This window comes from Paenibacillus sp. JJ1683, assembly GCF_053006485.1.
Genome location: NZ_CM129820.1, coordinates 70,956 through 87,409, shown reverse-complemented (window position 1 = coordinate 87,409; position 16,454 = coordinate 70,956). Strand labels below are relative to the sequence as shown.

Genomic DNA, 16,454 nt, shown 5'->3' with positions numbered 1-16,454 from the left:
AAAAAGACAGTTTAACGCGCGCTTCCACCCCGTCATTGATCAAGTGAAACAATTTCTTCCGCCTCAGCCACCAATCGTTCGCCTACGGTAGCCCGGCCACTTCCGAGAATATAACCACGCCGACGCTTGACCACTTCAAAATAGAGATCTATTCGGTCCCCAGGCTTCGCAAGGCTATGAAAGCGAACGCCATTGAGGTTGGTTAGGTATGAAATACCTCTTTTGTCAATCGCAGCGAATGCCGCTAATTGTGCAAGCGACTCCACGATCAGCATAGGAGGCATGTATGGATTAGCTTCTGTAATAAACCATTCGCTTGAGGTAACAAGCTTGTACCCCTTTGCCCATTGCGACGTTTCGTACCCGGTCACACCATCGAGCAGAAGAAATGGGTACCTGTGCGGAAGCACATCCTGGATATGGATTAGCTCTTCGCTCACAGGCTTATACCCCCTCCCACTTACGAACGGCAAGACAGACGTTGTGTCCTCCAAAACCAAAAGAATTACTAATCGCCGCACGGACTTCACGTTCCTGATATACATGCGGTACAAAATTCAGTTCAGGGGCTTCGGGATTGTCACAATTGAGTGTCGGTGGTACTTTGCTGTGGATCATGCTCTGTACCGTTGCAATTAATTCGACTGCCCCAGCACCGCCCATTAAATGGCCTGTCATGGATTTAATAGACGATATTGCCAACCGAGGCGCATGCTCTCCAAATACTTTTTGAATAGCATTAATCTCCATGCGATCATTAAATGGCGTACTCGTACCGTGGGCATTGACATAGTCAATCTCCTGCGGTGTTAAGCCCCCATCTTGCAGCGCTATATTGATCGCTTCTGCCGGGCCGGAGCCCGAGGGATCTGGAGCCGTGATATGATATGCGTCCGTTGTGCATCCATAACCCGCTACTTCGGCCAAAATGGTGGCGCCCCGGTTCAAGGCATGTTCCAACTCCTCCAGCACTAGAACCCCTGCCCCACCACCGATGACAAAACCGTCGCGATCCGTATCAAACGGGCGACTGGCTTTCTGTGGCTCTTCATTACGTCTGGAAAGAGCGTGAATATTCGCAAAAGAAGCCAAATCAAGCTGACTAAAGTTGGCCTCTGCTCCTCCAGCCACTACGACATCAGCTGTGCCGTATTGGATCGTACGTAATGCTTCACCGATGGCATTGCTTCCTGTGGCACAAGCAGTGACCACAGCAAACGAAGGTCCCTTAGCACCAATGGCAATAGAAATTTCGCCAGGCGCGGAATTAATCATCATCGAGGAAACAAAATAAGGAGAGACCCTTTTAGGACCAAGCTCCGTTAATTTTCTGTAGTTCTCCTCTATGACATCGAGGCCGCCTGCTCCAGAGCCGACGATAACACCCACACGACCTGCATTTCGTTCGTCTATGACTAACCTCGATTGCTCGACTGCCTGACGGGCAGCCGCCAAAGCGAATTGAGTGAACTGTGCAACCTTTTGGGCTTCCTTTTTGCTCATATACTCCAACGGGTCAAAGCCCGTAACTTGTGCACCAATTTTTGTTGGTATATTTGCTGTATCGAAAACAGTGACAGGTCCGATTCCACTCTTTCCTTCCAGCAGTGAATTCCAGAAATCTGTAAGATGAAGCCCGATCGGCGTTACGACTCCCTGTCCTGTCACTACAACACGTCTTCTCACCATACCCACGTCCTTCGCTGAAATTAATTCTTGGAAGCCTGTTGCTCGTAGAGAGGAAAGTCGCCATATACATGACTAATTTTCTCATGCACATCTGCAAGATCAGCAAACACCTCGACGACCACAAGCTTGTTCTCCTTGTACTTTTGCCAAGCAAGCTGAAGCTGCTCCCGAGCCTCCCCCTTGCTGCGGATTGCCAGACTTTCGACAAATTCATACTGGGGAATTTGGATTCCTGTCTTGACCGCCTCCGAAACAAATGGGAAGGCTTGTCCTGAGATATGCTTATAATTCATCTGGTTTTGCAGCCAACCGTAGCCGCCATTATTAAGTACAAGATAAATTACTGGTATTTGATACTGTACCGCCGTCATAAAATCTGAACAAAATAGATTGAATGCACCGTCACCTACAAGCGCTACTACCGGGCGTTCTGTCGCCACACTTGCCCCCAGAGCAGCGGCCGCACCGAATCCAAGACTCGTTTGGTCACTGGGGACAATGGAAAGTGAGCCTGTGGTAAAACGGAAATATGGATAAAAGTAGGACCACATATCCTGCAATCCGTTCTCTTGTAGAAGCACTAGGTCTTCAGGAAACTCCGTCTGAATCATGTCCAACAGTTCTGGAACGTGGATGCCGGGGGCCTTTTTCAACCCTTCCAAATAATTAGTCCTCTCTGAAAAAGCCTTCTGTTTACATCCTCTGATCATTTCAAGCCACGCTCCATCGGGCTCCTGTCCGCGCCGTTCTAGCCATTGCTCCACTGCCGCATATCCATCGCCAAGCACCTTGATGCCTCTGAATTCGTGCGCAAAATCCTCCAGCTCTACATTGACTTGAATTAAAGGCGTATCCTGTAGCAAAATATCCCACTCGAACGTAGCCGTTTCTTCCAATCGACTACCAAGCGTAATGACCACATCGGATTCCTGCCAGATTTGTCTCAGACTAAGATCGGTATAAAGACCGGCAACACCACAGAAAAGTTCATGGTCTTCATTCACTACACCTCGTCCCGAGGCAGTTGCGAACACAGCCGCTCCATGTTGGTTAGCGAACCGCTCAATCACATCGCTTGTCCCTGACTTCATTCCGCCTCCGACTAGAACGAGTGGTCTACGGGCATTCTCAATGATGTTCCATGCCGCATCCAGTTCCCGAACAGACGGAGAGCACGAGAGCTTTTCTGGCGGGGCAAACTGAATCCCTGTTGGCACAGACTGGTCCATCAGGTTCTCGGGTAATTCTATATAGACAGGACCTGGTGCTCCATTGATAGCCAAAAAGGCAGCCCGCTCCATCGCCCATACAAGCCGATCCACATGCTCAACACGATAAGCCCATTTGACGAGCGGCTTCACGAGTGAGATTTGATCGGCTTCCTGAAAGGATCGGGTACCCAGCTTGTCTCCTCCGGTGCCGAGCGCCAAGAGCAGGAGCGGGGCACCCAGGTTCTTGGCTTCCAGTAGCCCCGTAAGTGTATTGCTGAGCGCAGGACCTTTCCCCACAACACATACGGACATCTGGTTAGTTGTGAGCGCATAGCCTGCAGCCATAAACACAGCATTACGCTGATCTTTGCACAAAATAAAATCCATACCGGATGAGGGGAGTGACGCTACAATATTGAGATCGTCACTTGGTAATCCAAAGAGGTGCTGGGCCCCAGCCGACTGTAAGTAGCCAATGATGGCATCCCAGGGGGATATGCTCGCGGTCATACCAAACTCCTCTTTTCTGACAAATATTCTGCGACAATTTCCGAGATCAAGATCGGCTTCGAAACGAGCTTATAGTCGTAAAAAATATAGTTCGACATTGTGCCATAGCCACCAAAAGGCTTATTGCCTTGATCCACATCCTCAAGGGTTTGATTAATGGTCAATGTGTGCTTCTTTCGTAGAACGTCTGCCAGATGCTCTGACCCGTATAAGCTGCAACCCATTGCCCGTTCGCTGAAATAACTGGAGGAAATGCGCTTGATCAATTGCTCGTCGTCTTGGTAGCTAACTACATTGAACACAGGCGAAAAATACTCAATAATCTCCAAGTTCTGATCCAATTCGCTATATACAACCGTTGGCTCCATTTTTTTCGTACGGAAATCAATGCCGCCGCCGTAAATAATAAACTTATCGTTCGTATTAAAATATTCAGAAACCGAATATAGCGTGTCTTTATAGAATATAGGGGAGTAGTTCGCGTTCGGATCATTGTTGGCCCCAAATACGAGTTCGTCAATCCGTTGAATCAGCAAGTTTTTAAATGGCTCGCTCACCTCTTGATGTACCAGGATGATGTCGGGCCCCAGGCAGTCCTGTCCAGAGTTGAACAATCTCATGCGAATCACATCGGTAACCGCCAGCTCCAGATCGGCATCTGGTCCAATGATGAAAGGATTGATCCCTTGTCCATAAAAAATGTAGAGCTGATCCTTGCGAATCTGTTTTTTGATCTTCTCCGCATTGGTATAGCTCCCGGTGAACACCACAATATCAGCTGGCATCACGGAATTCTCCATGAACACCTTCTGGCTAACTTTGCGAATATAGATAGGTAATTGGTGTACTGCTTGCAGCTTTTCATGCAGCATATCGACATACTCGTTTACGTGAGAAGAAGGACGAAAGTCTATATTTTCAACGTACAGGGATGGAATCAAGAGGTATAATGCATAGGAGTACAAAATGACGTTGGAGGGCATAAATACAGCCATAGATCGTTGCCAGCTTGGCTGATGGGTCTGCACTTCTTGCAATGCACCTTGAAGTGTGAGGATCGTGGAGTCAATTTCTGCATTGGCGGCCCGATAGGATGAAAATTGTGTGAGAATATCCATCACTTCTTGCCGATTTTCAATCAAATAATTGAGGCATTTCAGAATAGATTCATGCCTTTTCAAAAACAGCGTGTTTTCTGCCAGTTCTGGATTTATACTCATGGCACATTCTCCCTTTCCTATATGCGATTTTGGTAAATATCTTGTTATGCTTTGCGAGAAGCAGCTTTCTCTAGAGCAGTGCGCTCCATCTCCAGACGATCTACTTTTCCATTGCGATTTAGAGGAAAATGGTCGAGCGGAAGCAAAAGATCGGGAAACATGTAAGAAGGGAGTACCCGATTCATCTCTTTGCGGAGCACAGGTAAGACCTGTGAGGATTCACTTTCGATGAATGCAACAAGCAAAGTCCCTTTTGCCTCATCCTCCAAAGTAATCACACAGGATCGGTAACCTAGTGAACCAATCCGGTCCTCGATATAGACTGGGGAGACCATGTAGCCCATCCGGTTGACTGTCTTACCACTGCGACCAATAACATACAGCATTCCGTCATCCAGATAGCCTAGATCTCCCGTCTTAAACCAGCCATCCTGGAGAACAGATTGTGTCAGGTCGGGACGATTCAGATAACCTTCCATGCATCCGGCACTTCGTATCCACACTTCGCCTACGATACCGTCCACCTGATGGTTGCCAGTAGAATCAAGTATTTTCAAATCCACACCAGGTAATGGTTTGCCACACCCCTTCGGACACTCCAGCGTCCCCAGCGTGACGTTGCCCAGTTCAGAAAGGCCATAACCATTCAGCAGGGGCTGTCCAAATATGTTGTTAAATTTCTCTTCGAGGTCTTGAGTAAGTGGAGAGCCGCCTACGCACCACATGCGGACTGGGGATTGCTTGATCAATTCCAGTTGTTCGGGTTTTCGGCTTAGCATACGCAACAAGGTGTAAAAAGCAGAGGGGTTAGCGTCTACGACCGTCGCCCGGTCTTTCGTAATACTTGCAATGACGCTCCAGAGGTTTTTTGGATTGCAGATGATGAGAGAACATGAGGTTAACCACCAGGAGAAGATAAGTGAAATTCCATAAAAATGAGAGAAAGGCACTACGGGGAGCATATGGTCAGACGGTATGTAGTTCATAGCGTGTATGGAATGTCTGATATTCTCCATAAAAGCTGAACCAGCTTTCACGATTCCCTTGGGTTTTCCCGTCGTACCTGAAGAATACAGAATGAGCGCATCCGGTCTCTCGCACCACTTGTTAAAGTCGAGGGCTTCGGGCTTTGGCTCTCCCACCCAATGCGGGTGTACTGCTTCTTCTTGAATGAGATCTTGAATCAGAATAACGAGAGCATGAGGAACTTCTAAATCGGAATCCGTCAGAATGCAACAGGCACCCGCTTCATCATAGATTTGGGCCACCTCATCAATTACAGTCTGCTCGTCCACCACAGTTACCGAAACTGCGAGATGACACAGGGAAAACAGAGAAACAACAAACCAATAAGAATTGGCCGCTTTCAGAATCACTCTACTATCTTCAGGAATTCCTCTGAGAGTCAACATCCGTGAGAAGATCGCCACGTCCCGTTCCAGACGCTCCCTACTCATAATTCCTTCAGGTGAGATAATACGGCAATCCGTATGCGTAATAAGCACAACGTTCCCTCCTTACATCCCCGTAATATGATATCCAGCATCTACATGGATAACTTCACCCGTAATGCCTCTCGATAAATGGGAAAATAGGAATAACGCCGTATCTCCGACTTCAGACGTATCGACCGTCTTGCGTAGGGGCGTAGTTTCTTCAATATGCTTTAGCATTGTGTTAAAATCTTTAATGCCATAGGCGGCCAAAGTACGTATAGGACCAGCCGAAATCGCATTTACACGAATGCCGTAAGTACCCAGATCATTCGACAGATAGCGCATGCTGGCTTCTAGTGAGGCCTTTGCTACACCCATAATGTTGTAATTCTTGATGGCTCGTTCTGCACCGATATACGTCATGGTGACGATACTTCCACCCTCCGTCATCAGCGGGTATACACGGCGGGATACAGCAGCCAGAGAATAGGCACTGATCTCTTGAGCAACCGCGAATCCCTCGCGAGAAGTATCGACGAACGAGCCTTCCAAATCCTCAGCCTTAGCAAACGCAACACTGTGGAAATATCCGTGTAAGACGCCTACCTTCTCCTTGAGAAAGTCCGCCAGTGCATCCAATTCTTCATCGCTCTGTACATTGCAAGGACAGACAATGGAACCCGGAATGGTTTCAGCGAGCTTTAGCACCCGTTCTGCAACCCTCTCATTTTCGTAAGTAAAAATGAGATTTGCTCCTTCCGCAGCTAAAGATTGGGCTGTCCCCCAGGCAATACTCCTGTTATTAGCCACACCCATAATCAAAATGTTCTTTCCACTCAGTAGTACTGCCACAGAAACCACCTTTCCTTTTTACATTTTTAAACATAATAACAACTTAATTGCGTTTGTCTACATATATAGACATATATAATCTTTCCTGGAATATTATCTCGTCAGTTGCCAAACTTATATAGGCGCCGTTTTAGGCAGATGACAAGAATATTTTAAAAATTGTGAATGTGGTTTCTGTTGGTCTGTGTTCAAATCGAAAGGAGTCCATGCGTGTGAAAAAAGTGGTGAAGCAACGATAAGATGACTGTCAAAGCGATTTTAATATAAAAATATCATATTCTTATAAATATTTCCATTCCGACGATAGACTCATCCCACTATCGAAAGTAACCACTTCATTTCACCGTCAATGACTCTCCCGATTTGAACATCCTGATTCGTTTCAAGCTTGAGGCTCTATTCCTCTTGGCTAAGCCTTATGTTTATGTTTTTTAGGAGCTAAGGTATAGCTGAAGGAGACAACAAAGTCGATTGCCAGAACGATCGCCCATGTTTGCATGATGCCCTCCAGTGCCGCCGTACGCTGCGGATCACCTACATATACAATGATGGCGAGCAACAAAGCGTTGCCTATAGCCCAGCCCAACAGGTGAAGCAACCAACCTATACGCTCCTCTTTTGCATGAGCAGCACCATACTTGCGTTCAGGCTTGGGTCCTTTACCAAACCAATGAGAGAATCGTACATCGGCCCACTTAATTAACCTATGACCAAACGCTACGGTAATACCAAAATAACAGGCTGCCAGGCCAGTAGCAGTCGTAATCTCCATGCCACTTCTCACCGTGATGAACACCGCAATCAGCAACAGGATATCAATAATTGGGGTAAAGAGTAAAAGAAGGCCCCCTAATTTCTTCAACCCAAACATATACCTTGCGACTAACCCTGCAACAACAAAAACCCAAAATAAAACCTCAGCACTAATAATAAATAAATACATAATGGACGATTCCTTTCAAATTTGAAATTGGTATTTCCCTAAGTCCCCCCCTTCATGCCCACTATCATACAATATTATACATAATATTCCTAGTATTTTGTCTATAATTACATAAAAGGAAACAAATAGCCGTTTTTTTACAATAAAATTGCGGCTATTTAGTCTATTTCCTCTTATTCTCAAATTGGGCATTTTTCATAATATGCTGCAAATAAAGGATTATGTTATATGCAATAAAAAAAGATGCGCCCCTGTCATCAGCACGGGTGCATCTTTTATATAGATAAGCTATCCAATTACAATATGTCCTTCAGGACGACGGTACAACGTCTTGGTCGAACGTGGGCGAATGGCATAAGCGATCGTAAGAGGACCGATTCGACCAATAAACATCGTCACACAAATAATCAGCTTGCCTGCGTCAGACAATCCTGGCGTCACTCCTACAGACAGCCCTACCGTTCCGATGGCAGAAGCCGCCTCAAATGCAAGAGAGAGAAACGGGGCATCCTCGGTCATTAAGAGCAGTATAACCACAATCGAGAATATAAATAGCGCCATTACAATAATGGTCAACGCCCGCATCATGATATCCTGAGGAACTCTATGACGGAAAAACACAATCTCCTTCTGTCCTCGCATGACGGCGATTAACGCACCTACCATAAGCAGAAACGTAGTTGTTTTAATTCCTCCTCCAGTAGAGCCTGGAGAAGCACCGATAATCATCAGCAGCATAATAAAAAATTGACTGGCCTGCCTTAACCCGCTGATGTCGACCGTGCTTGTTCCCGATGATCTCGTGGAGACGGATTGGAAGACAGCAGCATATACTTTGCCTTCCCAGTTCAGTCCGCCCAAGGTTCGTGCATTGGTAAACTCAAAAATAAATATCACCAGCGCACCAATGACAATGAGTGCTCCCGACACGCTTAGCACCATTTTAGAGTGTAAAGTCAGTCTCCGGGTACGACGAAAATCGAACAAGTCGCTTAGTACAAGGAAACCCAATCCTCCCGAAATCACAAGCACAGATGCAATCATATTGAAAACAAAATCTCCAGCGTATTGTTGAAAGCTGGTCCCAAACAGATCGAATCCCCCGTTATTAAAGAGGGATACGGAATGAAAAATCCCATAATATATCGCCTGTCCGACCGGCATCTCTCGCATCCACCGCAAAGCTAAGACGACAGCCGCAATTGCTTCAATGGTAAAAGAAAAGATCAGCACCTTGCGAATAATGCGCACGATCCCTTCCATGCTATCAGCGTTAATCGCTTCCTTAAGCAGCAGCCGATCCTTCAACGATAGCCGTCGTCCCATCAACAGCGCAAACAAGGTCGCTAAGGTCATAAACCCTAGCCCACCTAGCTGCATCAGCACCAAAATGACGGTTTCTCCAAATACCGTATAGGTCGAATCGACGTCAACGACGACCAATCCTGTGACACAAGCAGCAGAGACGGACGTAAAAAGCGAATCAATCCAATGCGGAGCATGTCCACCATGATTGGCAATAGGAAGCATCAGCAGCAAAGTACCCAATGCAATAATCAATACATATCCGATGACCAATATAAAAGGAGGCGATGCGAACCGACTAAGCTTGACGCTGCGTTTCATCAGAACTATTCCTCTCCATCCGTTCTTATGAAAAAGAGGAACTAGACACGGGAACCCCGGCTGATCCTCTATATTCATAATGTGATGTTATTCTACTGTACGGTTACGCATATGCGGGAAAAGCAGCACATCGCGAATGGAAGGCGCATCTGTCAGCAACATAACCAAACGATCGATGCCGATGCCCAGCCCGCCTGTTGGCGGCATACCGTATTCCAAGGCGCGGATAAAGTCATCATCCATTTGATGAGCTTCATCATTGCCATGCTCACGTTCCAGCAATTGCGATTCAAAACGTTGGCGCTGGTCAATTGGATCATTCAGCTCAGTGAACGCATTCGCATGCTCACGAGCGACCATGAACAGCTCGAAGCGATCCGTAAAACGCGGGTCCTGTTCATTTTTCTTCGCCAATGGCGAGATTTCAACCGGATGTCCAGTAATAAAGGTCGGCTGAATGAGCGTTTCCTCTACAAAATGCTCAAAGAATGCATTCAGGATATGTCCAAATGTCATGTGCGGTTCAACCGGAACCTTATGCTCTTTCGCAAGGCGATGAGCTTCTTCATTACTCATTTGCACACTAAAGTCTACGCCTGTTACTTCTTTAACAGCATCCACCATGGAAACTCTGCGCCATTGCGGCGTCAGATCGACTTCCTGACCTTGATACTGAATGTGCTGTGTGCCCAGTACTTCCTGCGCAATATGTGCAATCATGTTTTCCGTCAATTGCATGATATCTTTATAATCAGCATACGCCTCATACAGCTCAATCAACGTAAACTCAGGGTTATGACGAGTCGATACACCTTCGTTACGGTATACACGCCCGATCTCATATACTTTCTCCATTCCGCCAACAATTAGTCGTTTCAAATGAAGTTCAATAGCAATACGCATATAAAGCTGTGTGTCCAATGCATTATGGTGCGTAATAAATGGCTTCGCCGCCGCCCCGCCAGCAATGGCATGCAACGTTGGAGTTTCAACTTCCAAATAACCGAGCGAATCCAGATAACGACGCATGGATTGAATAATACGGGACCGCATAATGAACGTTTTTTGTACTTCTGGGTTCATAATCAGATCTACGTAACGCTGACGATAACGCAATTCAACATCCTTCAAACCATGATATTTCTCCGGCAATGGATACAAGGATTTGGACAAGACTTCAATATCCAATACTTTGATCGTCGTTTCGCCTGTCTTGGTTTTAAAGAGCACGCCCTTAACACCAACAATATCGCCGAGATCCAAAATACCAAATGCTTTATAATTCGCTTCAGGTACAGTGTCTTGACGAACATAGATTTGAATACGTCCGCTAAGATCCTGTATATGAGCAAAGCTGGCTTTCCCCATCACTCGTTTAGCCATAATGCGGCCTGCTATGCTAACTTCAATATTTTTTTCTTCCAATTCTTCCTTGGTCAAGCTGTCATACTTGCTCAGTAGTACGCCCGCTTCATCCGTGCGTATGTATTTGCGTCCAAAAGGATCAATGCCCAATGAGCGAAGCTCGTCCAATTTGGCACGACGAATTTGCAATAATTCACTTAATTCCTCGCGATTTTCCTGTAATTCCTGGTTAGTAGTTTCATCCGACATGGTGCTAAATCAGCTCCTTCAATATGAATAGACGGGCCGGGGTCCGTCTCGGGTGTAGAGAAAAAAAGCTTCCACAAGGAAGCTTTTACATTAAATTCCAAAGTCCGTGTTTTTATTTCTTGATATCCACGATTTTATATTGAATAACACCTGCTGGAACGGTTACATCTACAACAGTTCCTTTTTTCTTACCGAGAATAGCCTTGCCAACCGGGCTTTCATTGGAGATCTTGTTCTGGAGCGGGTCGGATTCGGCAGAACCTACGATAGCATACTCTGTAATATCCCCGAATTCCAAGTCTTCAACGGTTACAGTTGCCCCTACTCCCACAACATCGGTGTCAATTTCATCGCTATTGATAATACGGGCATTACGTAGCATCTTCTCTAAAGTAATTACACGGCCTTCAATAAAGGCCTGCTCATTCTTCGCATCCTCGTATTCGGAGTTTTCACTAATATCTCCGTATCCGATGGCTACCTTAATCCGTTCAGCCACTTCGCGGCGTTTGACAGACTTTAAGTTCTCAAGCTCATCTTCGAGCTTTCTAAGGCCTTCCTGTGTCAGAATGACTTCTTTATCGCTCATCTCAACCGATTCTCCTGTCATGGGAAAAGTTTAAAAGTGCATCGGAATGCACGCTTTCAAAACATAATATGCCACTCTGAGGGAATGAGAACATTTCCTGCTGTTGTCTTGAGAGCTGCATACAATTTGTAATATACATCAAGATTTTATACTGAACGATTATAGGGCAAGCAATTGGAAAAGTCAATCGCATGCACAAGCCGGAACTGCTTCCTTATTGCGCAACAGTAACAGGAGAAGCAGCGCTTGTAGAAGCCCCCTCGTTTTCCACCATGTGCAATTGAGATACAAATTGATTCAAAATACGTACCATATCGTCGCGCTTTGTTTCTTCCATAATTACATCCTTAATACGTGCAGAACCTTTAATCCCCTTGAGGTACCAAGCCAGATGCTTGCGCATTTCACGAACAGCTACTGCTTCGCCTTTCAGCGCCACCAGACGGTCCATATGCAGAATGGCAATACGGATTTTTTCTTCCGGTGATGGATCGGGCAACAGCTTACCCGTCTGCAAATACTCAATCGTACGGTACAGCATCCATGGATTCCCCAGAGCGCCGCGTCCAATCATAACGCCATCACAATTGGTCAAATCCAACATTCGGCGGGCATCTTCCGGAGTTAACACATCACCATTTCCAATGACAGGAATGGATACTGCTTCTTTAACTTCTTTTATAATATCCCAATTCGCATGCCCCGTATACAATTGCTCACGTGTACGGCCATGTACGCTGACGGCCTGACCTCCGGCACGTTCAACAGCACGAGCGTTCTCTACAGCGTAAATATGCTCGCTATCCCAACCGATACGCATTTTCACGGTAACCGGCTTGCTCACCGATTCCACTACTGCGGATACCATCTCATAAATCTTGTTTGGATCGAGCAGCCAACGAGCACCTGCATCACATTTGGTCACTTTGGGAACCGGGCAGCCCATATTGATGTCAATAATATCTGCATTCGTCTCCTGGTCTACGACTTTCGCTGCTTCCACCAAAGATTTGCGGTCGCCCCCGAAAATTTGCAAGCTAAGCGGCTTCTCGCGCTCATCTACAAACAGCATCTCGCGTGTACGCTTGTTGCCGTGAATGATGGCCTTATCACTAACCATTTCTGCACATACCAAGCCTGTACCGAATTCCTTGGCGATCAAGCGAAAAGCAGGGTTGCACACGCCTGCCATTGGTGCCAGGACGACTTGGTTTTTCATTTCAATGTCGCCGATTTTCAGCATATCCGTTCCCTCCTTTACTCCTTCTTTATATATCGTATACTTATCTTCATTCCGTCAATTCCCGGACTTCAATCTCTAGCGTTTGGGCAATGATGTTTAGCATGTCTGGGTCTACTGCACGGTTACCTCGCTCTACAGCACCTAATACAGTCAAAGATATGCCCGTTCGGTCTGCCAACTCCTGCTGGGTGAACCCTTTTAGCTTCCGAAAGGCGCGGAGTCGTTGCGCCAGCTGCAAGTTTTCCAAAGCTGTATGCCGTCCTTTCCATCCACAGAATTCAATGCAGTATGCACGATACTGTACAGACCGGACGAATCTTGGTTCGGAACAATGTCAGCCAAGGGAACCAGCACAAAAGCACGCTCCAACATACGAGGGTGAGGAAGCTCCAAATCCGTCGTAGCCAGTTGTTCCGCTTCCATCCACAACAAGTCCAGATCAATGGTTCGTGGACCGTTAGGAATATGTCTTACCCTTCCCAGACGACTCTCCACGTCCAGCATATAAAACAAAAGCTCCTCTGGAGCAAGTGTTGTCGATACGGCTACCGTCATATTCAAAAAAGAAGGCTGATCCAGATATCCAACAGGCTCTGTTTCATACAGACTGGAGCAGCGCAGCACTCGTATCGCCGGATGTTCGTCCAGTGCGGTAATGGCTTCATACAGGGTATGCTCACGCTCCCCCAAATTAGCCCCTAAAGCAATATAAGCCTCTGATGCCTCAGAGGTCGAATGTGCATTCATGTATCGTTCCTACTTTCTTGCGCGATAAAGCTCAACCGTCACACCCTGAAAATGAATATCAAACGGCGGATGCGGCTTCGTCACTTTGACAGTCAGTGCATTGACACTAGTATAAGTGTCCAGTAGGGAAGATGCAATACGTTCGCCTAAAGCTTCAATCAATTGGTAAGATTCCTTTTCTACGATATCTTTCACGGTATAATGCACCTCAGCATAATTAACCGTTTTGTCCAAAGCGTCCTGCTCCCCTGCTTCACGCAGATCAAGCTCCAGTTCCAAGTCAATATAGTAACGCTGTCCCAGCTTACGTTCCTCGGGAAAAACGCCGTGATATCCGTAATACTCCATGCGATGCAATTTCATTTTATCCATCTTAGGTAAGTCCCCCTGTTTTTTTGATTTTATCTATATAAGTTCCACATAAAGGATTCGTGAAGCGGGCTTTACCCACCATAACTCAGTGGATTTTTAGACCCGTACACCATCGCATCACACATACGTACAGTGCGCTTGATTTGTGCCACATCGTGTACACGCACAATCTGGCACCCTTGGGCAATCCCAAAGGCCACGGTAGCCGCAGTTCCCTCCACTACATCATCCACTGGCAAATCCAGTGCTGTACGGATAAATTTTTTACGCGACGTAGCCAACAACAGCGGAAATCCCAGCTGACTTAATGTATCAAGAGAAGTCATGGCATGAATATTTTCATCATAGTCTTTGGCAAAACCGATGCCTGGGTCTAAAATGATCTGCTCCTTACGGACCCCTGCTTTCAGTGCTAATTGGATACTTTCTTGTAAATCGGACAGCATATCAGAAACCAAATCGGTATAGTTACGGTCGTGACGATTATGCATCAAAATGACCGGACAATCGAATTCAGCTGCTACTCGTGCCATATCGGGGTCTGCCTTAAACCCCCACACATCATTAATGATGTGTGCGCCTGCTTCAAGCGCCTGTCTGGCTACTTCGGCTTTGTAAGTATCCACAGACAACGGGATATGCGGTGCAATACGATGGATTGCCTGGACGACCGGAATGACCCGAGCCAGCTCCTCTTCCACACCTACTGGTTCATGACCCGGACGGGTAGATTCCCCACCAATATCAATGATATTCGCTCCATCCTCCACTAGCTTCAATGCATGTAAAACAGCAATCTCTGGATTATAATTTAATCCTCCATCCGAAAATGAATCCGGGGTCACATTAAGTATGCCCATAATCTGGGTGGAATGCCCGAGTGTAAGCTTGGCATCCCCCATTTGATAGCTGCGTTCATAAAGAGTTGGTATATTCACTTCATCCCTGCTTTCTGCCTATAATCATGCAACAGCAAAGCTGTTATGGACTCGGTCTGCGCCAAGGGCACCGATAAATGACTTGCTACGCCTCCCGGTTCCAACAATAAATCCACGGGTCGTATTTCTTGTATAGAGTTGGTCATAAAAATTTCATCAGCCTGTTTCAGCTCATCCCAGTGGTATAACCCTTGCTCACATGGAATGCCCCGCAGGTCCGCCAACTCCAAAATGAACTCACGTGTAATGCCTGGCAGAATTCCTGTAGACAAGTCAGGGGTATACAGCGTATTATTCCGCACAAAAAACAGATTGCTAACTATTCCCTCTGCCAGAAAACCGTTGGCTGTAAGCATTATTCCTTCAGCCTTATAATGGACAGCCTCGGCATACTGCTGAAGTTCCCGCTTCGCAAGAATATTATTCATATAATGGAGCGATTTTAATCGAACCTCCCCCTCCGGAGTATTTCTGGGGGTTCGTAGCAACTGAAGCGCAGAGGATTGCCAGGTTTGTGTATTTGTAGAGGGCAGCGGCTTGGCGAACAAAATATGGTTGGGCCGCGTGTAGTCACCAGATGGCAAGCCCAGTGCCTCTTCACCGGCTGATACGGTGTAGCGGATATAGGCTTCATCCAGCCCATTTGCCACCATCAGATGCTGGATGTGTTTCGTAAGCTGCTCCTTATCCGGTTGAAAAGGAATGCCGAGCATTCGGCAGCCTTCCTCCAGTCGACGTAGATGCCGATCCAGCAGGAAGGGAACCCCGTTATAGGTGCGGAATGTCTCAAACAAGCCCATTCCGTATAAAAAGCCGTGATCACTTACGTGAATCACGGCTTTTGCGGCTTCCGTGAGGACGCCATTGACTCCGATATATCTCATAAATCAGACGCCTACCTTGCGTTTTAGGAAATTGCGCAACAGTTGATGCCCGTAGTCCGTAATAATGGATTCGGGATGGAACTGGACTCCTTCTACGGCAAATTCTTTATGCCGCAAACCCATAATTTCACCCTCTGCGGTTTCAGCGGTAATCTCTAGACATTCAGGCAGGCTCTCGCGCTCTACAAGCAATGAATGATACCGGGTGGCTGTAAATGGAGAAGGCAGGCCTTCAAATACTGAGGTATTGTGATGGAGAATCGGTGACGTTTTGCCGTGCATGAGACGATCAGCCCGGATAACCTTACCGCCAAAAGCCTGTCCGATGGCCTGGTGACCGAGACACACGCCAAAAATCGGAATCCGGCCTTTAAAATGGCTGATTACATCCAGCGATATTCCCGCTTCATTCGGCGTGCATGGACCCGGCGAGATCAAAATGTGATCTGGTGCCAGCTCTTCTATGCCTTTCACATCAATCTCATCATTCCGTTTTACGGTTACTTCTTCGCCAAGTTCACCCAGATATTGAACAAGATTGTACGTAAATGAATCATAATTATCAATCACCAAAATCATT

Annotated in this window: 17 protein-coding genes; all 17 read right to left on the bottom strand. The window is 46.6% G+C overall.

Features of this window, described 5'->3' with window-relative positions; translation table 11 throughout:
- Positions 1-32: 32 nt before the first annotated feature.
- On the bottom strand, positions 33-440 hold the full coding sequence (locus tag ACUC6J_RS00410) for a 3-hydroxyacyl-ACP dehydratase FabZ family protein (RefSeq protein ID WP_016818886.1): 408 nt from the start codon (positions 438-440) through the stop codon (positions 33-35).
- A 4-nt stretch (positions 441-444) separates the two neighbouring features.
- Positions 445-1,689, bottom strand: coding sequence for a beta-ketoacyl-ACP synthase II (fabF, locus tag ACUC6J_RS00405; protein ID WP_016818887.1), 1,245 nt, complete (start codon positions 1,687-1,689; stop codon positions 445-447).
- 20 nt (positions 1,690-1,709) lie between these two features.
- On the bottom strand, positions 1,710-3,410 hold the full coding sequence (locus ACUC6J_RS00400; RefSeq protein ID WP_330721662.1) for a thiamine pyrophosphate-binding protein: 1,701 nt from the start codon (positions 3,408-3,410) through the stop codon (positions 1,710-1,712).
- Positions 3,407-4,630: an aldehyde dehydrogenase family protein gene (locus ACUC6J_RS00395; RefSeq protein ID WP_016818889.1), complete on the bottom strand. Its 1,224-nt coding sequence runs from the start codon at positions 4,628-4,630 to the stop codon at positions 3,407-3,409. Before ACUC6J_RS00395 ends, ACUC6J_RS00400 begins: the two co-directional genes overlap by 4 nt.
- Before the next feature lie 44 nt (positions 4,631-4,674).
- Positions 4,675-6,135, bottom strand: a complete 1,461-nt coding sequence (locus ACUC6J_RS00390) for a class I adenylate-forming enzyme family protein (protein WP_090891354.1) — start codon at positions 6,133-6,135, stop codon at positions 4,675-4,677.
- Positions 6,136-6,147: 12 nt separating this feature from the next.
- Positions 6,148-6,918 (bottom strand): enoyl-ACP reductase FabI, encoded by a 771-nt coding sequence (fabI, locus tag ACUC6J_RS00385; protein ID WP_017427043.1) that lies wholly within the window; start codon positions 6,916-6,918, stop codon positions 6,148-6,150.
- Between the two features lie 409 nt (positions 6,919-7,327).
- Positions 7,328-7,861 (bottom strand): hypothetical protein, encoded by a 534-nt coding sequence (locus tag ACUC6J_RS00380; RefSeq protein ID WP_016818892.1) that lies wholly within the window; start codon positions 7,859-7,861, stop codon positions 7,328-7,330.
- A 288-nt stretch (positions 7,862-8,149) separates the two neighbouring features.
- Positions 8,150-9,487 carry a TrkH family potassium uptake protein gene (locus ACUC6J_RS00375; RefSeq protein WP_017427044.1) on the bottom strand — a complete coding sequence of 446 codons (1,338 nt, stop codon included), beginning with the start codon at positions 9,485-9,487 and terminating at the stop codon, positions 8,150-8,152.
- 87 nt (positions 9,488-9,574) lie between these two features.
- Positions 9,575-11,101 (bottom strand): lysine--tRNA ligase, encoded by a 1,527-nt coding sequence (gene lysS, locus ACUC6J_RS00370; RefSeq protein ID WP_016818894.1) that lies wholly within the window; start codon positions 11,099-11,101, stop codon positions 9,575-9,577.
- Positions 11,102-11,213: 112 nt separating this feature from the next.
- Positions 11,214-11,690 (bottom strand): transcription elongation factor GreA, encoded by a 477-nt coding sequence (greA, locus tag ACUC6J_RS00365; protein WP_013308160.1) that lies wholly within the window; start codon positions 11,688-11,690, stop codon positions 11,214-11,216.
- Between the two features lie 214 nt (positions 11,691-11,904).
- Entirely contained in the window at positions 11,905-12,933 is a 1,029-nt protein-coding gene (gene dusB / locus ACUC6J_RS00360; protein WP_017427045.1) for a tRNA dihydrouridine synthase DusB, read from the bottom strand.
- Positions 12,934-12,979: 46 nt separating this feature from the next.
- Entirely contained in the window at positions 12,980-13,180 is a 201-nt protein-coding gene (locus ACUC6J_RS00355; protein WP_080561116.1) for a helix-turn-helix domain-containing protein, read from the bottom strand.
- Entirely contained in the window at positions 13,132-13,680 is a 549-nt protein-coding gene (gene folK, locus ACUC6J_RS00350) for a 2-amino-4-hydroxy-6-hydroxymethyldihydropteridine diphosphokinase (protein WP_017427046.1), read from the bottom strand. The genes ACUC6J_RS00355 and folK overlap by 49 nt, the downstream gene beginning before the upstream one ends.
- 9 nt (positions 13,681-13,689) lie before the next feature.
- Positions 13,690-14,052: a dihydroneopterin aldolase gene (gene folB, locus ACUC6J_RS00345; RefSeq protein WP_013368705.1), complete on the bottom strand. Its 363-nt coding sequence runs from the start codon at positions 14,050-14,052 to the stop codon at positions 13,690-13,692.
- A 71-nt stretch (positions 14,053-14,123) separates the two neighbouring features.
- The gene (gene folP / locus ACUC6J_RS00340; RefSeq protein WP_017427047.1) at positions 14,124-14,990 is read right to left on the bottom strand and encodes a dihydropteroate synthase; all 867 of its coding nucleotides are present in this window, start codon (positions 14,988-14,990) and stop codon (positions 14,124-14,126) included.
- Positions 14,987-15,874: an aminotransferase class IV gene (locus ACUC6J_RS00335; protein ID WP_017427048.1), complete on the bottom strand. Its 888-nt coding sequence runs from the start codon at positions 15,872-15,874 to the stop codon at positions 14,987-14,989. The genes folP and ACUC6J_RS00335 overlap by 4 nt, the downstream gene beginning before the upstream one ends.
- A gap of 3 nt (positions 15,875-15,877) precedes the next feature.
- Positions 15,878-16,453 carry an aminodeoxychorismate/anthranilate synthase component II gene (pabA, locus tag ACUC6J_RS00330; protein ID WP_016818899.1) on the bottom strand — a complete coding sequence of 192 codons (576 nt, stop codon included), beginning with the start codon at positions 16,451-16,453 and terminating at the stop codon, positions 15,878-15,880.
- Position 16,454: the final 1 nt, after the last annotated feature.